This is a genomic window from Enterobacter sp. B79-1 (assembly GCF_057444735.1).
Genome location: NZ_JBYAZJ010000004.1, coordinates 188,017 through 208,015, shown reverse-complemented (window position 1 = coordinate 208,015; position 19,999 = coordinate 188,017). Strand labels below are relative to the sequence as shown.

18 protein-coding genes are annotated in these 19,999 nt (G+C 57.9%); 11 read left to right on the top strand and 7 right to left on the bottom strand.

The genetic code is table 11. The features are described 5' to 3' along the window. Nucleotides 1-4: 4 nt before the first annotated feature. Nucleotides 5-976 carry a transcriptional regulator LsrR gene (gene lsrR / locus AC2T6E_RS13875; protein WP_486692195.1) on the bottom strand — a complete coding sequence of 324 codons (972 nt, stop codon included), beginning with the start codon at nt 974-976 and terminating at the stop codon, nt 5-7. A 215-nt stretch (nt 977-1,191) separates the two neighbouring features. Here lsrR and lsrA point away from each other — a divergent pair, with 215 nt between their 5' ends. From lsrA to lsrG, 6 genes are read left to right on the top strand one after another with little or no spacing between them, the layout of a single operon-like run. After that, on the top strand, nt 1,192-2,679 hold the full coding sequence (gene lsrA / locus AC2T6E_RS13870) for an autoinducer 2 ABC transporter ATP-binding protein LsrA (protein ID WP_486692325.1): 1,488 nt from the start codon (nt 1,192-1,194) through the stop codon (nt 2,677-2,679). After that, a complete protein-coding gene (lsrC, locus tag AC2T6E_RS13865; RefSeq protein ID WP_089600198.1) occupies nt 2,676-3,707 on the top strand; it encodes an autoinducer 2 ABC transporter permease LsrC in 1,032 nt (343 codons plus the stop codon). The genes lsrA and lsrC overlap by 4 nt, the downstream gene beginning before the upstream one ends. Then, nucleotides 3,708-4,685 carry an autoinducer 2 ABC transporter permease LsrD gene (lsrD, locus tag AC2T6E_RS13860; protein ID WP_172701247.1) on the top strand — a complete coding sequence of 326 codons (978 nt, stop codon included), beginning with the start codon at nt 3,708-3,710 and terminating at the stop codon, nt 4,683-4,685. A 1-nt stretch (nt 4,686) separates the two neighbouring features. Next, complete coding sequence (gene lsrB / locus AC2T6E_RS13855; RefSeq protein ID WP_431139190.1) at nt 4,687-5,688, top strand: autoinducer 2 ABC transporter substrate-binding protein LsrB; 1,002 nt, start codon at nt 4,687-4,689, stop codon at nt 5,686-5,688. Between the two features lie 11 nt (nt 5,689-5,699). Beyond that, on the top strand, nt 5,700-6,587 hold the full coding sequence (gene lsrF / locus AC2T6E_RS13850; RefSeq protein ID WP_023333522.1) for a 3-hydroxy-5-phosphonooxypentane-2,4-dione thiolase: 888 nt from the start codon (nt 5,700-5,702) through the stop codon (nt 6,585-6,587). After that, a complete protein-coding gene (lsrG, locus tag AC2T6E_RS13845; protein WP_003862606.1) occupies nt 6,584-6,877 on the top strand; it encodes a (4S)-4-hydroxy-5-phosphonooxypentane-2,3-dione isomerase in 294 nt (97 codons plus the stop codon). The genes lsrF and lsrG overlap by 4 nt, the downstream gene beginning before the upstream one ends. Before the next feature lie 91 nt (nt 6,878-6,968). Here the strand turns inward: lsrG and AC2T6E_RS13840 are convergent, their stop codons facing one another. Next, nucleotides 6,969-7,817, bottom strand: coding sequence for a dihydrodipicolinate synthase family protein (locus AC2T6E_RS13840; protein ID WP_486692192.1), 849 nt, complete (start codon nt 7,815-7,817; stop codon nt 6,969-6,971). A gap of 12 nt (nt 7,818-7,829) precedes the next feature. Beyond that, nucleotides 7,830-8,516: a B3/B4 domain-containing protein gene (locus tag AC2T6E_RS13835; RefSeq protein WP_486692190.1), complete on the bottom strand. Its 687-nt coding sequence runs from the start codon at nt 8,514-8,516 to the stop codon at nt 7,830-7,832. A 42-nt stretch (nt 8,517-8,558) separates the two neighbouring features. On the opposite strand from AC2T6E_RS13835, the gene AC2T6E_RS13830 reads away from it, so the two are divergent. Then, the gene (locus tag AC2T6E_RS13830; protein ID WP_460212742.1) at nt 8,559-9,161 is read left to right on the top strand and encodes a helix-turn-helix domain-containing protein; all 603 of its coding nucleotides are present in this window, start codon (nt 8,559-8,561) and stop codon (nt 9,159-9,161) included. 41 nt (nt 9,162-9,202) lie between these two features. Here the strand turns inward: AC2T6E_RS13830 and AC2T6E_RS13825 are convergent, their stop codons facing one another. Together AC2T6E_RS13825 and ygjG are read right to left on the bottom strand one after the other, a co-directional pair. After that, entirely contained in the window at nt 9,203-10,174 is a 972-nt protein-coding gene (locus AC2T6E_RS13825; protein WP_460212743.1) for a WaaS/CpsH family glycosyltransferase, read from the bottom strand. Between the two features lie 96 nt (nt 10,175-10,270). After that, nucleotides 10,271-11,650 (bottom strand): putrescine aminotransferase, encoded by a 1,380-nt coding sequence (ygjG, locus tag AC2T6E_RS13820; protein WP_042715413.1) that lies wholly within the window; start codon nt 11,648-11,650, stop codon nt 10,271-10,273. Nucleotides 11,651-12,075: 425 nt separating this feature from the next. Between ygjG and AC2T6E_RS13815 the strand changes: the two genes are divergently transcribed. Continuing rightward, a complete protein-coding gene (locus AC2T6E_RS13815; protein ID WP_460212744.1) occupies nt 12,076-13,596 on the top strand; it encodes a methyl-accepting chemotaxis protein in 1,521 nt (506 codons plus the stop codon). A gap of 328 nt (nt 13,597-13,924) precedes the next feature. Then, nucleotides 13,925-15,484, top strand: coding sequence for a methyl-accepting chemotaxis protein (locus AC2T6E_RS13810; RefSeq protein WP_126815508.1), 1,560 nt, complete (start codon nt 13,925-13,927; stop codon nt 15,482-15,484). On the opposite strand, the gene AC2T6E_RS13805 is transcribed toward AC2T6E_RS13810, so the two are convergent. Continuing rightward, nucleotides 15,481-15,975 carry a PadR family transcriptional regulator gene (locus AC2T6E_RS13805; RefSeq protein ID WP_126815509.1) on the bottom strand — a complete coding sequence of 165 codons (495 nt, stop codon included), beginning with the start codon at nt 15,973-15,975 and terminating at the stop codon, nt 15,481-15,483. The genes AC2T6E_RS13810 and AC2T6E_RS13805 overlap by 4 nt on opposite strands. Before the next feature lie 147 nt (nt 15,976-16,122). Between AC2T6E_RS13805 and AC2T6E_RS13800 the strand changes: the two genes are divergently transcribed. Then, the gene (locus AC2T6E_RS13800; protein ID WP_126815510.1) at nt 16,123-16,887 is read left to right on the top strand and encodes a siderophore-interacting protein; all 765 of its coding nucleotides are present in this window, start codon (nt 16,123-16,125) and stop codon (nt 16,885-16,887) included. On the opposite strand, the gene AC2T6E_RS13795 is transcribed toward AC2T6E_RS13800, so the two are convergent. After that, the gene (locus AC2T6E_RS13795; protein ID WP_126815511.1) at nt 16,888-18,057 is read right to left on the bottom strand and encodes a coiled-coil domain-containing protein; all 1,170 of its coding nucleotides are present in this window, start codon (nt 18,055-18,057) and stop codon (nt 16,888-16,890) included. A 287-nt stretch (nt 18,058-18,344) separates the two neighbouring features. On the opposite strand from AC2T6E_RS13795, the gene AC2T6E_RS13790 reads away from it, so the two are divergent. After that, the gene (locus AC2T6E_RS13790) at nt 18,345-19,994 is read left to right on the top strand and encodes a ShlB/FhaC/HecB family hemolysin secretion/activation protein (RefSeq protein WP_460212760.1); all 1,650 of its coding nucleotides are present in this window, start codon (nt 18,345-18,347) and stop codon (nt 19,992-19,994) included. The last annotated feature ends 5 nt before the right edge of the window (nt 19,995-19,999 follow it).

Below are 19,999 nucleotides of genomic sequence, written 5' to 3'. Positions count from 1 at the left end.
ACTCTTATCCGGCCAGAGCCAGCACCGCGCGGGCTGTCGTCTCCTCCGTCACCAGGCCATTGATACGGCGGCCCTTCAGTGCGGCATAAATCGCATCGGCTTTCTCTTCCCCTCCGGCCACGCCAACGATGGTGGGCAGCTGCGCCAGTTCATCGAGCGTGACGCCCAGCAGTTCTTTGTGGATCTCCAGTTCTTCAACGCATTCGCCCTCGGCATTGAGGAAGTAGCCGAGAATATCGCCGACCGCGCCTTTGCGGGCGTACATCAGCTGCTCGCCTTCGCTGATATAGCCGGAGCGCAGTATCGTGGCGTCACGGCGCTGGTTCACCGAACCAATGCCGACTACCGCCACGTCGGCGGCGGTGGCGGCGAGGATCACGTCCCGCACGCTGGTCTCGCGTTTTAAGATCCCGGCCACCTCGGCAGATGACACGCGAAGCGGGGCGGGGATCATGCTCACGCTGCAGGCCGCGTCCAGCTGGCCGATACCGGTCATATACGGCCCCACGCCGCCGGAGAGCGTCACCAGGCGGATCTGCTGCGAGCTGATAAAGCCGCTCAGGTGCTGCAGGCTGCTCATGGTGGTTTCACCAAACCCCACCGCCAGCAGCTGGCCGGGCTCCAGTACGCCCATCAGCGACTGCGCCGCGCCAATACCCAGCCGCACGTTCATCGGCGGCGTATTTAACGCGGGCATCACGCGCACCATCTTCAGGCCAAAGCGCTGCTGGAGCTCGGTTTCCAGCGCCAGGCAGCCCTCGTAGCGGGAGTTGATCTGCACGCGGATCACCCCGGACTGACGGCCCTTCTCCAGCAGGCGGGAGATCTTCAGGCGCGGCAGCCCGAGCCGCTCGCCGATGTCGTTCTGGGTCAGCCCGTCGTGGTAATAGCACCACGCCACGCGCGCCACGAGTTCCTCTTCCGCCAGTGCCAGCCCGGCAAACCGTCCTTCTTCCGCAATGCGTTTATCGCTCATAGTTGAACTCTTATAAAAATTTAGATCATATGTTCGTGATGGCGCGGAGGGAAAGTGTGAGCCACGCGACAAAACGGATCTTTTAGATCGTTTCTGGTTTATCTGTATCTCAATCGATAAAACTGTGATCCCTGCACGGTTGTAAATATAGTTCACCGTCTACGCTTTTGAACATTATTAAATCTAAAAATCATTTGTTCAATAGCGGAGCGATGATGACACCACTTCTCGACGCGCGAAATATCAGCAAGCAGTTCTCAGGCGTGCCGGTTCTGAAAGGCATTGATTTCACGCTGCTTGCGGGCCAGGTGCACGCCCTGATGGGCGGAAACGGCGCGGGAAAATCGACGCTGATGAAGATCATCGCCGGGGTGGAAACGCCGGACAGCGGTGAACTTTCTGTCGAGGGGCAGTCATATGCGCGGCTCACGCCCGTGCAGGCGCACAGGCTAGGCATTTACCTGGTGCCGCAGGAGCCTCTGCTGTTCCCCAACCTGACGGTGAGGGAAAATATCCTGTTCCGCCTGCCGCGCGAGCGCGATCTGGAAACGCGGCTGGCGGAGAAGCTTCAGCAGCTGCAGTGCCCGCTTAACCTCGACGCCACCGCCAGCACCCTGGAAGTGGCGGATCAGCAGATGGTCGAGATCCTGCGCGGCCTGATGCGCAACGCCAGGATTCTGATCCTCGACGAACCCACGGCCTCCCTCACGCCCGGCGAAACCGAGCGGCTGTTTCGCCAGATCCGCGCCCTGCAGGCGCTCGGCGTCGGGATTGTCTTTATCTCGCATAAGCTGCCGGAAATTCGCCAGCTGTCGAGCCACGTCTCGGTGATGCGCGACGGCGCGGTGGTGCTGAGCGGCGAAACTACGCAGTTTGACGACAGCGCCCTGATTGCTGCCATGACGCCGGTAAGCCGGGAGAAATCCCTCAGCGATACGCAAAAGCTGTGGCTGGCGCTGCCGGGCAACCGCCGCACCCAGGCTCAGGATTTCCCGGTGCTGCGGGTGGACGAGCTCACCGGGGAGGGGTTTATCGATCTCAGCCTTGAGATCTACGCCGGGGAGATCGTCGGCCTGGCCGGGCTGGTGGGATCCGGGCGCACCGAGTTTGCGGAAACGCTCTATGGTCTGCGGCCTGTGCGCGGCGGCCGCGTCTGGCTGGAGAACCAGGAGATTACCGGCGATCCGGTAAGTTCACGCCTGGAAAAAGGGCTGGTCTACCTGCCGGAAGACAGGCAGGTGTCCGGCCTGTTCCTCGACGCGCCGATCCGCTGGAACACCGTGGCGCTGAACGAGCCGTCTCTCTGGCAGCAGCGCAAGCGGGAGTCTGCGGTGGTGGAGCGTTACCACCGGGCGCTGGGGATCAAGCTCAACCATGCGGATCAAACCGTACGCACGCTCTCCGGCGGTAATCAGCAGAAGGTGCTGCTGGCGCGCTGTCTCGAGGCCAATCCTTTACTGCTGATCGTCGATGAACCGACGCGCGGGGTGGACGTCTCGGCCCGCGCCGACATCTACCAGCTGATAAAAAGCGTGGCGGCGCAGAACGTGGCGGTGCTGATGATCTCAAGCGATCTCGACGAGTTCCCGGGCCTTGCGGACCGGGTGCTGGTGATGCATCAGGGCGTGCTCAGCGGCGAGCTGCCGCGTCACGCCGTCAGCCTCGACAAGATGATGGCGCTGGCGTTCGGAGGGAAATCATGAAGACCTTACTCAAAAACCGCGAGCTGAGCGCGTTTCTCGCCATTCTGGCGCTGTTCGCCGTGCTGGTGGCGTTGAACCCGTCTTACTTCAGCCTGCAGACGCTGGGGATGATCTTCGCCAGCGCGCAGATCCTGATCCTGCTGGCCATCGGTGCCGCGCTTGTGATGCTGACCCGCAATATCGACGTGTCCGTTGGCTCCACCGTGGGGCTGTCCGCGATCGCCGTAGGTGTGGCGCTGAACAGCGGCTACAGCCTGCCCGTTTCCATTCTCTTCGCGCTGTCGACTGGCGCGCTGGCCGGGGCGTTCAACGGGTTTCTGGTGGTGGGGCTGCGCATTCCGGCGATTGTCGCCACCCTCGGCACGCTGGGGTTGTACCGCGGGGCGATGCTGCTCTGGACGGGCGGGAAGTGGATTGAAGGACTGCCGCCAGCACTAAAATCCCTCTCTGAGCCTGCCGCCATCGGCATTTCACCGCTCGGAATAGTCGTGTTGATTATCGCGGCCACAGGCGCGTGGACGCTGTCGCGCACCGCGTTCGGTCGTGATTTCTACGCGGTGGGGGATAACCTCGCCGCCGCGCGCCAGCTGGGCGTGGCGGTGAACCGCACCCGCATGATTGCCTTTACCCTGAACGGCATGCTGGCGGCCTGCGCCGGAATTGTCTTTGCCGCGCAGATTGGCTTTGTGCCGAACCAGACCGGCAGCGGGCTGGAGATGAAGGCCATCGCCGCCTGCGTGCTCGGCGGCATTTCGCTGCTGGGCGGCACGGGCACGCTGGTTGGCGCGCTGCTCGGGGCCTTCTTCCTGACGCAAATCGATACCGTGCTGGTGCTGTTCAGGCTCCCGGCGTGGTGGAACGACTTTATCGCCGGGCTGGTGCTGCTTGGCGTGCTGGTGCTCGACGGGCGCCTGCGCCAGGCGCTGGCGCGTCACCAGCGGGCGCTGAAGTATGGCCGCTTCCAGCCGGGCAACAGAGGGGGAAAGCACGTCACCCCTTTTCCAAAACGCAAAAAAGAGGTGGCGTAAATGAGGCTTAACTGGGAAAGCGCGCTGCTCATTTTACTGGTGCTGGAGATCCTGCTCTTTGGCACCATCAACCCGCGCATGCTTGATATCAACATGCTGCTGTTCAGCACCAGCGACTTCATTTGTATTGGCATTGTGGCGCTGCCGCTCACGCTGGTGATTATCAGCGGCGGGATCGACATCTCCCTCGGCTCGACCATCGGCCTGTGTGCCATTGCGCTGGGCGTCATGATGCAGGCGGGGTGGCCGATGGCGTTCGCCGTTCCATTGACGCTGCTGCTCGGCCTGCTGTGCGGATTATTTAATGCCGCGCTTATTCACTATACCGGCATCAGCCCGTTGGTTATTACTCTCGGCACCCTCTACCTCTACGGCGGCGGCGCGCTGCTGCTCTCCGGCATGGCGGGGGCGACGGGCTACGAGGGCATCGGCGGCTTCCCGGACAGCTTCACGGCGTTCGCTAACCTCACGGTGTTGGGCTTGCCGATCCCACTGGTGCTGTTCGCGGTGATTACGTTTTTTTTCTGGCTGATTACCCATCGCGGGCGCTTTGGTCGTCACCTGTTTTTAATCGGCCAGAATCCTCGCGCGGCGCGCTATGCGGCGCTGTCGGTAAACGGCATGCCCTATGCGCTGTACGGCCTGGTGGGCGTGGCCTCGGCGGTTGCCGCGCTGGTGATGGTCTCCTATTTCGGCTCCGCGCGTTCGGATCTGGGGCGCGATTTACTGATGCCAGCGCTCACTGCCGCCGTGCTCGGCGGGGCCAATATCTACGGCGGGTCAGGTTCGGTTGTCGGTACGGCGCTGGCGGCGCTGCTGGTGGGCTACCTGCAGCAGGGTTTACAGATGGTCGGCATACCTAACCAGGTGTCGAGCGCGCTGTCAGGGGCGCTGCTGGTTGTGGTGGTGATGGGACGTTCGCTGAGTCTGCACCGTGAATGGGTGCGTTCTCTCTTTAGAAAACTATCCGGAGCGTAAGATGAAAACAAAACTGTTCGTCCTGGCAATGGCCCTCAGCTTCGCCTCGGCGCAGGCGGCGGACCGCATTGCCTTTATCCCGAAGCTTGTGGGCGTGGGCTTCTTCACCAGCGGCGGCAACGGCGCGAAAGAGGCGGGGAAAGATCTCGGCGTGGACGTCACCTACGACGGCCCGACCGAGCCGAGCGTCTCCGGCCAGGTGCAGCTCATCAATAACTTCGTCAACCAGGGCTTTAATGCCATTATCGTCTCCGCCGTGTCGCCGGACGGCCTCTGCCCGGCGCTGAAGCGCGCGATGCAGCGCGGGGTCAAGGTCCTGACCTGGGATTCCGACACCAAACCGGAGTGCCGCAGCATCTATATCAACCAGGGAACGCCGGAGCAGCTCGGCGGCCTGCTGGTGGAGATGGCGGGCAAACAGGTCACCAAACCGAACGCCAAAGTGGCGTTCTTCTACTCCAGCCCGACCGTCACCGACCAGAACCAGTGGGTGAAAGAGGCGAAGGCCAAAATCGAGAAAGATCATCCTCAGTGGCAGGTCGTCACCACCCAGTTTGGCTATAACGATGCCACTAAATCTCTGCAAACCGCCGAAGGGATCTTAAAAGCGTATCCGGATCTGGATGCCATCATCGCCCCGGACGCCAACGCGCTGCCAGCAGCGGCGCAGGCGGCGGAAAACCTGAAGCGCGAAGGTGTGGCGATTGTCGGCTTCAGCACGCCGAACGTGATGCGTCCGTACGTTGAGCGCGGCACAGTAAAAGCCTTCGGCCTGTGGGATGTCGTACAACAGGGCAAAATTGCGGTCAATGTCGCCGATCGCCTGCTGAAAAAAGGCGATCTTAACGTCGGCGACAGCGTGAACGTAAAAGACATCGGCGCGCTGAAGGTCGAGCCGAACAGCGTGCAGGGCTACCAGTATGAGGCGAAGGGCAACGGCATCGTGCTGCTGCCGGAGCGCGTGGTGTTCACCAAAGAGAACATCAGCAAATACGATTTCTGACGGGGGAGCAAATGGCTGATTTAGACGACATCAAAGACGGCAAAGATTTTGGTATCGGCACGCCGCAGCAGAATGTGCCTTACACCCTGAAGGGCTGCGGCTCGCTGGACTGGGGTATGCAGTCCAGGCTTTCGCGCATCTTCAATCCGCAGAGCAACCGTACAGTGATGCTGGCCTTTGACCATGGCTACTTTCAGGGGCCGACCACCGGCCTTGAGCGTATCGATCTCTCCATCGCGCCGCTGTTCGGCGAAACCGACGTGCTGATGTGTACCCGCGGCATCCTCAGGAGCCAGGTGCCTGCCGCGACGAACAAACCGGTGGTGCTGCGCGCCTCGGGGGGTAACTCGATTCTTGGCGAGCTGTCGAACGAGTGCGTGGCGGTGGCGATGGAGGACGCGCTGCGCCTGAACGTCTGCGCGGTGGCGGCACAGGTGTATATCGGCAGTGAGTTTGAGCATCAGTCAATCAACAACATCATCAAGCTTGTCGATGCGGGCGCGCGCTACGGCATGCCGACGCTGGCGGTGACGGGTGTGGGTAAAGAGATGGCCCGGGACGCGCGCTATTTCTCGCTGGCCAGCCGCATCGCCGCCGAAATGGGGGCGCAGTTCGTCAAAACCTACTATGTGGACGAGGGCTTTGAAAAAGTGACCGCCAGCTGCCCGGTGCCGATTGTGATCGCCGGAGGCAAAAAGCTGCCGGAGCACGAGGCGCTGGAGATGTGCTGGCGCGCGATTGACCAGGGCGCATCCGGCGTGGACATGGGACGCAACATCTTCCAGTCCAGCGCGCCGCTCGCCATGCTGAAGGCGGTGAAGAAAGTGGTTCACGAGAACTGGAATGCCCGCGATGCGTTCCAGTTCTGGCAGGAAGAGAAACAGGGAGAAGCAAAATGAACGTGACGCTGGTTGAGATTAACATCAAGCCCGAGCGGGTGGACGAGTTTCTGGAAGTGTTTCGCGCCAACCACGAGGGGGCAATCAAGGAGCCGGGGAATCTGCGCTTTGACGTATTGCAGGATCCGAGGGTGAAAACCCGGTTCTTTATCTACGAGGCCTATAAAGACGAAGAGGCAGTGCTGGCGCATAAGCAAACGCCGCACTATCTGGCGTGCGTGGATAAGCTTGAGGAATTGATGTCGGAGCCGCGTAAGAAACGCAGTTTTGTGGGGTTGTTGCCGGAGTAGCGGCTTTGCCCGGTGGCGCTGCGCTTACCGGGCCAACGGATGGCGGGACGGTGCGGTAGGCCGGGTAAGCGTTAGCGCCACCCGGCGTTTTTCAGGCCAGCTCAAGAGCCGCAAGTATCCCGGCGAGCGCTTCACGCGGCTCACCCTGAACCGCCTGTAACGGGAACGGCAATGCAGGTGCAGCTACTTTCCCCATCATCTCTGCTGCCGCCGCGATAACCCGTAAGCTGCCGTATCGACGGAACAATTCCCACAGCGGCTCCAGCCGCTCGGATAGTGCCGCCTCTTTCGAACGGGCAATCGCCAGCGCTGTTTGCGGAAACAACCCGCCGACCACCGAGTACCAGACGTCAAACCCGGTATGCAGGGCGGAGGCCGCTCGCCAGTCACCGGCGATGCCCAGCGTGATGGTATCAGGAAGACGAGCGCGTACCTGCGACAGGTCCTCCGGCACGCGGCCAAGCTTTATAGACCCTACATTCGGCAGGGCCGCGACGGCAAATAACAGTTCATCGCTAAACGAAAAACCGGTCGTAGCGGGATTATCGTAAATGCACAGCGGTACGGAGATCTGGCGGGTCACCGTTTCATAGAGATTAAACACTTCGTCTTCCGTTAATCGCTGGTACGACACGGGTGCCAGCAGCACGCCGGAGACGCCTGCCGCCTGCGCGTCGTCAGCCAGACGCAGAATATCGTCCAGCCGCAATGCGCTGATGCTGACGATGACCGGAATGTCATCAGCATGCGCCACCGCGCAGCGTGCGATCCGGCCGCGCTCTTCTACGGTCAGATAGGCATAACTTCCCGTTGAGCCCAAAATGCCCAGTGAATCCACGCCAGCGTCGACCACGGGGCGCAGAAGATTGATGAAGGACTGCTCGTCAAACGTCCCCTCTTTCAGGGGCGTTAACGGAAACGCGCTTAACCCGTGAAACATCGTGTTGTCCTCTTACAGCGTCAGCAGCTGAACCTGAGCCGTGGCTCCCGGCATCAGCCGCTGCAGGTTGTTGACCAGCTCTTCTCCCGCCTCTTCCAGTGCCTCAAGCGGCATCGACGGCAGGCTTTCAAGAATAAACCACATAGATTGCGCCCGGCTGTCCAGACGGGTACGCACTCCCTGTCGCCAGTTCCAGCGGCGGCAGGTGACGCCGAGGTCGTCGCGCCAGATAACCTCGCCAGCATCCGGGTATTCCACCACCGGCTGGCCCTCTTTAAAGGTATCAAACGGCTCGCTGCCGTCGGCCAGCGTCAGGCGTGGCGCACCCGAGTACGCCGCCAGATTTTCCCCACCCACCGGAATGGCGTAGCGAATGCTCACCGCGTTATAGATATCCACGACCGGATCCAGCGATGGCAGCGAACCGTCTTTCAGCACCCTCTTGCGCAGGGCCGCGGCGGAACAGGGCGTGCGTTTCGGTTTCGCGCCGAACGCTTTAAACACCTCATCCCAATTTGAAAGGTGCGCATCAGCCCACGGCACATCATCATTCAACATCTGCTGGCAGGCCTGCGCCAGCGCGGCGGGCGCAACCTCCGGTTGGGTAATCGGCGCGGCTTCAACCAGAATGCTCAGCGCCCGAAAGCCGGGCGCAATGTCGGCAAGTCGCGAATCTATTGACGGCGTAACGAGAGACATAAATAATCCTGTATTGACTGTTTTATACTATGGTAGTGACCAATGACTGGTAAAGTCAATATAATGACTGATTCGGGTGCCGATGTTGCCCAGGTAAGCCTGGCCGTGGCGAACCGCATCCGCAACTGGCGTAAAGAGAAAAAGCTGTCGCTGGACGAGCTGTCCCGTCGCGCAAGCGTCAGCAAAGGCATGCTGGTGGAGATCGAAAAGGGCGCAGCCAACCCCAGCATCGCCATTTTGTGCAAGCTGGCCGCCGCGCTCGGCATCTCGGTGGCGGATATCGTCAACGTCTCCAGCGAGCCGCTGGTGCACATTATTGAAGAAGCGGCGATCCCGGTTCTGTGGCAGGGCGCACAGGGCGGTTACGCCAGGCTGCTGGCAGGCACCGCGGGCCCGGACATGATTGAATTATGGCAGTGGGAGATGCAGCCGGGGGAGCGCTTTACCTCTTCGGGGCATCCGGCGGGAACCTTTGAGCTGCTGCACGTGAACGAAGGCGTGTTGACGCTGACGGTGGACGAGACGGTTACGCAGGTGAATGCTGGCGCGTCGGCGGTGGCGAAAACCGAAGCGGCGCACGGTTATGCGAACGAAGGGGAGAGCGTACTGCGCTTCACTATGACGGTGGCGGAGTTTCACCGTTAAAAAGCAGCCCGGTGGCGCTACGCTTACCGGGCGAACGTCTTTCAGGAATGATGATTCTGCAACGTAGCGAGCAGGCTGTCTGCACTGTATTGTCTGAGGAGTTTTTCATCTCTTGCAGGCAGGTCGCTTTGAAGAAATGCGTCCAGACCCTCGGTATCGACTCCGTTATAAATAAAAATACGGGCGGGATCGTACAGCGCCATCGTTTTAATCGACGCATTGGTGGTGATCAGCTTCTTATTCAGAACCAGTGCTTCCAGTGCGCGGAGTGTTAAACCATTTTGCTCAGGTTTGTTTATTTCCAGCATAATTGAGCAGTGTTTGGCTTTTTTAATATTGTCCAGATAGCTGAGTTTTTTATTCTGACAATTACGGGGATAGTTATCCTGATTATTGTACTTATCCAGCAGGTAAAAATCTGTCTCATAACCGCTATTTTCAAGTACCGGTGTCAGGGTACGAAGAACATCTGCCCGAATGGGTTCATAGCCACCGACAAAAAAGCAGCTTTTATTTTCAGCTGCGCTCTCTTTTTGAAATTGCTGGATTTCTTGCCAGCTAAACGGCAAAAACTGCTCGATAGCACGCAAGTTATAGCGCTCGCAATCAGCAGGATCAAAGCTATAAATAGCATCAAAGACGGGCCGAACGGTCTCGATGTAATCCGCATCCTGCGCCAGTTGCCCAAGAAGACGACGTTTGCGCGTCAGGGCATCCACGGAGTCGCGCAGAATCAACACTTTTTTACATGGCATGCTGGCGACATAATCCAGGAAAGGAAAGACGCTGTAGCCATTACAAATCGCGATATCATCCTGTTTGATTGCCGATAATTTAACGGCACAGTGCGTGCGTTTATGCCATTTTTTTAACGCCTCGCCTGGCAGTAGGGCATTGATCGATTTGTAGCGTCGCATAATGCGATTAATTTGCTTTACGGGATGATCCTTAGCAAGCGAGTTAAGCATCATGATTTCGAAAGGATTGACCCATTCCAGGAAAAAATAGCGCATGGTCCCTCAGGAGAAGATAGCCGATATTGCAGGAATGATATCGTATTCTGCCAGACGGGTCATTAAACACCCCCTCCCGCGGAGGGGGTGTTTATATTACGCCTCTTCCACACTCACCCTGAGCGCTGCCAGCGCTTTGCGCGCCGCTTTCAGCACCTGCTCACACTGCTCAATCGTCAGCGTCAGCGGTGGCTCAATGCGGATGGTTTTCGAGTTGTTGAGCGTCCCGGCCACCAGTACCCGCTGGCGGAACATCTCGCTCGCGAAGCTGTAGCCGATTTCGTTGTCGACAAACTCGATTGCCATAAGCATCCCTTTACCGCGCGCCTCCTGCACAAGGTCCGGATATTCCCGGCCCAACTGGCGGAAGCCGTCCAGCAGCATGTCGCCTTTCTGCTCCGCCTGCGCGGGCAGGTTTTGCTCCAGCAGCACGTTGATGGTCGCCAGCGCCGCCGCACAGGCCAGCGGGTTGCCGCCAAAGGTGGTGGTATGCAGGAACGGGTTGTCGAACAGCACCGAGAACACCTCTTCCGTTGCTACCGTCGCGCCTATTGGCATCACGCCGCCGCCGAGCGCCTTCGCCAGGCACAGGATGTCCGGCTGAACGTTTTCATGCTCGCAGGCAAACATCTTGCCGGTGCGCCCCATGCCGGTTTGCACTTCGTCGAGGATCAGCAGCGCGCCAAACTCATCGCACAGCTGACGCACGGCGGGCAGATAGCCCTGCGGAGGCAAGATCACGCCGCCTTCACCCTGGATAGGCTCCAGGATCACCGCTGCCACATCGTCGCCGGTTTTACGGCATTCACTCAGCACGGTGCGCATGGCGTTAATGTCACCGAACGGCACGTGGCGGAAGCCCGGAAGCAGCGGCATAAACGGTTTGCGGAAGGTGGATTTGGCGGTCGCCGACAGTGCACCCAGGGATTTCCCGTGGAACGCGCCGCTGGTGGCGATAAAGGTGAATTTCCCGCGCGGCGACTGGTACGCTTTGGCGAGTTTAATCGCCGCTTCGACCGACTCCGTGCCGCTGTTGCTAAAGAAGCTGTACTTCAGTTTGCCGGGCGTTAAGGCCGCCAGCGTTTTCGCGAGCATGGCGCGAAGCGGGTCGAGCAGTTCCTGGCTATGGAGAGGTTGTTTCGCAAGTTGATTCTGTACGGCGGAAACCACAACTGGATTACGGTGCCCCACGTTGAAAATACCAAAACCCCCCAGGCAGTCGATAAATTCCTGTCCCTGGGTGTCGACAAGCGTGTTCAGACTTCCCGCTTGCCACTCTACGGCTCCGTAATCCCCGCCGGCGGTAACAGATTTGCGATACTCAAGAAAACCAGGATTCACATGCTCTTTAAAGTAATCGATGACCTCTCGGTTAAGTTGTTTCATCTCCTCATGATCGAGCGTTCGCTTCTCAATGAGATTCAGTGCGTGCGCGGTACAGGCAAGAGCCGAGGCGCTGGAAGGTAACCTGTTCAAAATGTGCTCCCGGGGATCGCGTATCACATGATACTGCGTTAAGTATTGCAGGGATTACGCCACTTCAGCGGACTTAACGAAAATCGGGATAAACACCAGGTTAAAATTATGTTGCGCAATATTTAATCATGCCGATACCAGCCTGATGGGATGAAGGGGAGAGGGGAGAGCGCGATGGATGAGGTCAATTGCACCGGAGTGGTGCGAAAGATGCCACTTAAGTGGGCGTTAATAGATCATGCTTTGCGGGTAATTTCTCTACGAAAGTATTTTAAATCAATCGATTAGAAAAGCGTACAGAAAGTGCGGTTTACCCGAAATTTGCGATCTCGATCGGATTTAACAACTAAAGATAAATTTGTAACCGCCGAAAAAACAATAAACCACAAAATTAACACTCGAATAACCTGCAAGGAATGCCCGCCATGTCCTCTCCATCCTTTGTCACCCAGAATGAATTCCCTCTGGATAGTGACACCACGCTTATGTCTACCACCGATCTCCAGAGCTACATGACCCATGCCAACGACACCTTTGTGCAGGTAAGTGGCTATACGCTCCAGGAACTGATGGGACAGCCTCACAATATGGTGCGTCACCCCGACATGCCGAAAGCGGCCTTCGCCGACATGTGGTACACGCTGCAACAGGGGGAACCGTGGAGCGGGATTGTCAAAAACCGCCGCAAAAACGGCGACCACTACTGGGTGCGAGCGAACGCCGTGCCGATGGTGCGCCACGGTAAAATGACCGGCTATATGTCGATTCGCACAAAAGCGACGGCTGAAGAGATTGCGACCGTGGAGCCTTTATATAAGGCGCTCAATGAAGGCCGTTGTAAAAAACGTATCCATAAAGGGCTGGTGGTGCGCAAAGGCTGGCTCGGGAAGTTACCGGCTATGCCGCTGCGCTGGCGGGTTCGTAGCGTCATGGCGGCGCTGTTTGCGGTGATGGCTGCCACGCTGGCGTTCACTTCTGCGGGGTGGCCATCGCTGGTGGCTGCTGCCGTCGTAATGGTCGTCGGGACGATGCTGTTCGAGCAGCAGATTGTCCGACCGGTGGAAAATGTCACGCGTCAGGCGCTGAAGGTCGCGACCGGTGAGCGTAACAGCGTGCAGCATCTGAACCGCAGCGACGAGCTGGGGCTGACGCTGCGCGCGATCGGACAGCTGGGGCTGATGTGTCGCTGGTTAATCAATGATGTCTCAAGCCAGGTGGTGAGCGTGCGCGATGGCAGCGATAAGCTGGTGCAGGGGAATGACGATCTCAACGACCGCACGCGTCAGACCGTCACCAATGTGCAGCAGACCGTGGCGACGATGAATCAAATGGCCGCCTCGGTACAAAGCAACTCTGAAACCGCTGCCGAAGTCGATAAGCTCTCCGTGGCGGCCAGCAACGCGGCGACCAAAGGCGGAAATGCGATGCAGACGGTGGTGAAAACCATGGATGATATTGCTGACAGCACCCAGCGGATTGGCTCGATCACTTCGCTTATCAATGACATCGCTTTCCAGACCAATATTCTGGCGCTGAACGCGGCAGTGGAAGCGGCACGCGCAGGCGAACAGGGCAAAGGCTTTGCGGTCGTGGCCGGTGAGGTTCGTCATCTCGCCAGCCGCAGCGCCAGTGCGGCCAACGATATCCGTAAGCTGATTGACGCCAGCGCCAGCAAGGTACAGTCCGGCTCCGATCAGGTTCACGCGGCAGGCCGCACAATGGATGACATTGTTGAACAGGTGAAAAACGTCACGCAGCTTATTGCCCAGATTAGCCACGCTACGTCTGAACAGGCTACCGGGCTGTCCGAGTTAACCCGGGCCGTTGCCGAACTGGACAGTATCACCCAGAAAAATGCGGACCTGGTAGAGGAGAGCGCGCAGATCTCCGCCATGGTGAAGCACCGTGCGGGACGTCTCAAAGATGCCGTGACCGTGCTCCATTGAGCCAGTAATGTTCCAGAAAAGCCGTTTATGCCACCAGGTATAAACGGCGTTTTAATGTGATTATTTTTAATGTTTATTGTTAATGTGATATTAAATAACTAAAAAAATCCGCTCAGTTATTTATGCCTGCCTAAGTCAGTTTTCCCCGATGCTATTTCAGAAATGCCCTCTCTGGTGGTTACGCAACGATCGATGCGCCAAAATTAATAGACTGTACCTATCCATTGTGATGGTTATGAAATAAAAAAACGATCAAAGTCATAAAGTTAGCGCGTTCGTTACCGATAACGGTGATCGTCTGAGAAATAATCACATCGATGGAGTAAATATGTTCTTACATGACGTAAAGATCGGCACGAAATTATTTCTGGCGTTTGGGTTCTTTATTGTTCTGATGATCGTCAGTGCGAGTGTCTCCTTGCTGAGCCTGAATCGGGCGAACAACGGGATGCAGACTATCATTACCCACGATTATCCCACCACGGTAAAAGCCAACCAGCTAATCGACAACTTCCAGGAATTTATAAGCACGCAGCAGCTTATGCTGCTGGACGAGCAGGGCACCTACACGGGGCAATCTCAGCAGCGTCTGAAAGAGATCAGCGAGCACATTACGGTGATCCTGGGCGAGCTGAACAACGCGTTGCAGGATCAGAAGTCTCAGCAGGTGCTGGCGGATATCCGCAGCGTGCGCCAGCAGTATCTGGACTCGCGCTACCGCATTTTACAGGCGGTACAGAACAACAACCGTGCGGGCGCTATACAGGAGATGATGACCAACACCCTCACCGTGCAGCAGGCTTACAAAGCGAAGGTGCAGGCGCTGATCGCCATCCAAAACAACGAGATGCAGAGCGCGGGCGCGCAGGTGGACGGTGATTTCCGAACCAACCGCATGCTGCTGCTCCTGATCACGCTCTTCAGCGTGGCTGCGGGCAGCCTGATCGGCTGGTTTATCGTACGCTCCATTACCCGTCCGCTGGGCGAGGCGGTGAGCTTTGCAGAAGCCATTGCCGATGGCGATCTGACCGGCAGCATTATGTCTCACGGTAAAGACGAAACCGGTCTGTTGTTGCATGCGCTGATGGAGATGAAAACCCGTCTGCTGGAGATTGTGCAGCAGGTGCAAACCGGCTCGGAAAACATCTCCAGCGCCGCCGCGCAGATTGTCGCAGGCAACCAGGATCTGGCCGCGCGCACCGAAGAGCAGGCCAGTTCCGTCGAGCAGACGGCAGCCTCGATGGAGCAGATCACCGCGACGGTGAAAAACACCGCGTCGCACACTGGGGAAGCGACCACCCTCTCTGCCGATGCCGCCACGGTGGTGAAAAACAACGGTGAGATGATGAAACAGGTGACCAGCAAAATGCGCCTGATTAACGAAACATCCAACCGGATGTCCGACATTATCGACCTGATCGACGCCATTGCCTTCCAGACCAATATTCTGGCGCTGAACGCAGCAGTCGAGGCGGCACGTGCGGGAGAGCACGGGCGTGGCTTTGCGGTGGTCGCGGGCGAAGTGCGCCAGCTGGCGCAGAAGAGCGCCTCTTCGGCGAGTGAAATACGCCAGCTGATTGAAAGTTCCACCAGCCAGACCCAGGACGGGATGAACCTGGTGGAAAAAGCCAGCGGGCTGATCAACGGGATGGTCGGCAACGTGGAGGAGATGGACGTGATTCTGCGTGAGATCCGTCAGGCCAGCCATGAGCAGACGGAAGGCATCTCGCAGATCAACAGTGCGATTGGCCTGATTGACGCCACCACCCAGCAGAACTCTGCGCTGGTGGAGGAGTCCGTTGCGGCGGCGGCATCGCTGAACGATCAGGCGATGCACCTGAAAGAGCTGGTAAAAGTGTTCCGCGTGAGCGAACGCGCGCTCGCTTAATCCAGCTGGGAGATCTCCAGCGCCGCGCGGTCGATCACCCCGACGATCTGCTTGAGCTGCGCGTCGCTGAGTTCTCCCTGATTCACCTTCAGGTCCAGCACCGCTTTGAAGTTTTCCAGCGCCCGCTTCATCTGCGGGTTTTTGCGCAGCTGGAAGCCGACGCTGCGCGCTTTGATGCGCACCTGGATCTGTTCCAGCTGTTCCCCGTTTTCATCCAGCCAGTTTTGTCCTTCAGCGGTTATCGCAATCTTCTTACGACCGCTCTCTTCTTCCGTAATGGTGATAAACGTCTGATCCTGCAGATAATCCAGGGTTGGGTAGATCACGCCCGGGCTCGGCGTGTAGTTCCCCTGCGTCAGGTTCTCGATCTCTTTGATCAGCTCATAACCGTGACTGGCATTGCGGGTCAGAATATCCAGGATCACCAGCCGTAGATCGCCGTGGCCGAAAAAGCGCGGTCGGCGTCCGCCGCCATCATGTTCGTGTCGCATAGTGACTCTCTTTATTTGATATATCTAAACTATATCTTAGATATATTCAGATGCAATCTAAAAGATCTTGCATTCCTGGTTAATAGCAATCATTATCATTAAAAAATCAATTTCGATATATCGTATTCACCTGAGAAGGGCATAAAAATGACATCAACCCGTTACCCTCAACGTGTCCGCAATGACCTGCGCTTTCGCGAGCTGAACGTGCTCCGCGTCGAGCGCGTCAGCGCTGGCTTCCAGCGCGTTGTCCTCGGCGGTGAGGCGCTGGAAGGCTTTAGCTCCCGCGGTTTCGACGACCATACCAAGGTCTTTTTCCCTGCGCCGGGCGCGACCTTTGTTCCGCCCGTTGTCACCGATGAAGGCATCGAGTGGGGCGATGGCGTGCGCCCGCAGGCGCGTGACTATACACCCCTGTTCGATGAGGAGAATAATGAGCTGGTGCTGGATTTCTTCGTTCATGATGGCGGCGTTGCCAGCAGCTGGGCGGTCGCAGCCAAACCTGGCGACAAACTCACTATCGGTGGGCCGCGCGGATCGCTGGTGGTGCCGGAAGATTACGCCTGGCAGCTGTACGTGTGCGATGAGTCCGGGATGCCCGCGCTGCGCCGCCGTTTAGAAGGCATCGCAAAACTGCCGGTACGCCCGGACGTTCATGCGGTCGTGACCGTGGGGGACGGATCTTATAAGGACTATCTGGCGCACCTGAGTGAATTCAACATCACCTGGATTGTGGGCCACAACCCGCAGGCGGTGGCCGATCGTTTGGCGACGCTGGCCGTGCCCGAAGAGGATTACTTTATCTGGCTGACCGGGGAAGGGAAGGTGGTGAAAAACCTGAGCCGCCAGTTTGAAACCGACGCGATTGACCAACAGCTGGTGCGTGCCAGCGCATACTGGCACGCTAAATAGTCAGGCTGCGGACTCCAGCTGCGCTTCGCTCACCTGATGTTCGAGCGAGGCGCGGACCTCATGCAGCGCCTTCTCCTGCTGGGCAAAGTAGGCTTCCATATTGTTCAGCGACGACACCAGCAGCCAGGATTCTTCTTTCTCCAGTTCCGCCAGCTCGTTCACTAAGGTGTCGATTTGCTCGCGCACCTGCGCCATTTTTTTGCGGATACGCTCCAGATCGTTCAGCCTGTCGCTCGCCATCATTGGCTCAAAGCCCTGCTGCAGGCGCGCCACCAGTGAACGGATCGCTTTCACATCCCCGCGCTGTTTGGCCTGGTTAAGCTGCACCATCATGGTGTTAGCTTCTTCTTTCAGATCGTCTGCCACCAGATCCGGGTGGCAGAGCTTGCTCGCCTGACGCCACAGGCGTTTCAGCTCGTTCCGATCCTCTTCCGAGAGATCTTTCCCTTTGCGCAGACGCACTTCGGCATCGTGATGCTGCTCGCGATACTTCTCGTACTCTTCGTTAGCCTCATCGCGCGCCTGGCGCGCGGGCTCTTCTTCACGCGTTAAGCCGCTCTCCAGTTCCAGCGCTTCGGCCAGAAGATTGGCAATCAGGTTGCTTTGCTGCTGCAGCTGTTTACGCGCTTCGGCAGCCTGTACGGAATCGGCCGGGAGATCGCGCCAGCGCTGGGTGAGCGTTGCCAGCACCTCCACGGCCTGCGCCATATAGCGCTGACAGCGGCGATAATCTTCTTCGCGACGACGCGCCTCCGCCTGCTGACGACGCAGGTTTAACTCCGCCAGCGTTTTACGCAGGGCGAGGATCTGCTGCATCAGCGGCCCGAGACGGGAGAAATAGAGATCGTTGAACTCATCAAGCTGCTGCACGCGGGCGTTGCGGCGGTCAATCAGATCGCGCAGACGCTCTTCCAGCGCCTTCAGCTCCAGCTTGCTGGCGGCCACCTGCGGGTCACGCCACGGGGCCACGGCGCGCTGGCCCTGCAGCCACGCGGTGATGGCCCTGATGGCTGCGGTGTAGTTCTTATTCTCAAGCGCCACGACGATTGCCTGTAGCTCCTCGTCAAACGCTTCATTTTTCAGCCGCGTCAGCTGGCTCTGGATGATGTCGTCATCTTCCAGTTCGATGGCATTTTTTATGATTTCTAGCCGTTTGATCGGTGTGCTCATGATGCCTTTCGCTTTGGCGCTTAAGTATTTGAGTTAAGGTTAGTTGTTGTAAAAGCTACAGGAAATAATACACACGGATGATGATCGGCGCGACAGGGGATTTCTTTAATCTTGCTTCAGATATACCCCTACAAAATCTGAAAATGCGCCAGAAATATCCTTATTCTCTTTGTTGATATTTACACTATTTACTTTTTGAAATAAGTTGCTCGTTTTTTAACAGTCAAGTTTGAAAACGGACTTTAAGCGGAGAGTAAAGAGTGTTAGGGAAAACATCAGCATGCGCGCTGTTGGCGGCCATCCTGTTACTGGCGCCAGGGATCGCACTCGCCGCCCCGTTGTCACCGACTGACCGTAATACCATCCAGCAGCAACAGCAGCAGCTGCTGGATGAGAGCCAGCGTCAGCGTGAATCGCTGGAGCGCAGCGTGGTGGTACCGCGTCCCGTTCAGCCCGACAGTACCGCGACGCCACAAGGCCCCTGTTTTGCTATCTCGCGCATCGAACTGACGGGTGCCAACCTTCTGTCTCCGTTAGCTAAAGAACGGCTGGTTGCGCCGTGGCTGAATCAGTGCCTTGATATTGCTGGCTTAAATACCCTGACTAACACCGTTTCCGACTGGTACATCAGCCGGGGTTATATCACCAGCCGCGCGTTTTTAACCGAGCAGGATCTCTCCGGCGGCGTACTCCATCTTGCTGTGCTGGAAGGAAAGCTTCAGCACATTCGCCTCGAAGGTGTACCGGACCGCACATTGAAAATGACCTTCCCCGGGCTTGAGGGGAAGATCCTTAATCTGCGCGATATCGAACAGGGCATGGAACAGCTCAACCGGGTACGTCAGCGGCCCGTTGAGATTGAAATTTTGCCCGGCGACAGGCAGGGCTACTCGGTGGTTAATCTGACCGCCACGCCAGAGTTCCCCCTTAGCGGCTCCGTCAGTTTTGATAACAGCGGACAAAAGAGCACCGGGACCGGGCAACTTAGTGGCGCGTTGTACGGAAATAACCTGCTGGGTCTGGCGGATAAGTGGTTTATCAGCGGCGGGCGCAGCAGTGATTTTTCCAACAGCAAGGATGCTCAAAATTTTGCAGCAGGCGTCAGCATCCCTTACGGCTACGCACTGCTGGACTACAGCTACAGCTGGAGCAACTACCTCAGCACTATCGATAATAACGGCTACCTCTGGCGGTCGACGGGGGATACCGAAACACACCGTTTGACGGGCTCCTGGGTATTGTTCCGCAATGGCAATATCAAAACCGGTCTGTCGGCGGGCATCACTCACCGCATTAACCGGAACTATCTCGATGATGTTTTGCTGGCCACCAGCAGCCGCAAACTCTCCAGTGTTTCATTGGGCATTAACCACACGCAAAAAATCGCCTCGGGCGTGGCGACCCTGAACCCAACCTTTACGCAGGGCGTGCCGTGGTTGGGGGCAGAAGACGATAACGACAAACAGGGTGATGTGCCAAAAGCCGAATTCCGCAAATGGAGCCTGAACGGCAGCTTTCAGCGTCCCGTGGCGGACAAACTCTGGTGGCTCACCAGCGTCTATTTTCAGTGGTCGCCGGACAGGTTGTACGGCAGCGAGCGTCTGACGCTGGGCGGCGAAACGTCCGTTCGGGGCTTTAAGGAGCAGTACATCTCCGGGGATAACGGCGGCTACTGGCGAAACGAGCTGAACTGGTCGCTCTTTACGCTGCCGTGGGTCGGCGATGTTGGCTTACTTGCCGCAATTGACGGCGGCTGGCTGAAGAAGGACGGCCAGGATCGTTACGCCTCCGGCACGCTGTGGGGAACCGCGTTGGGGCTTACCGCGACGAATCGCGGGTACTCCAGCCAGTTTACCGTCGGCACACCGGTGGACTATCCGGACTGGCTGGCACCGGATCACCTCGTGATCTATTACCGTTTTTCAGTGGCTTTTTAAGGGAC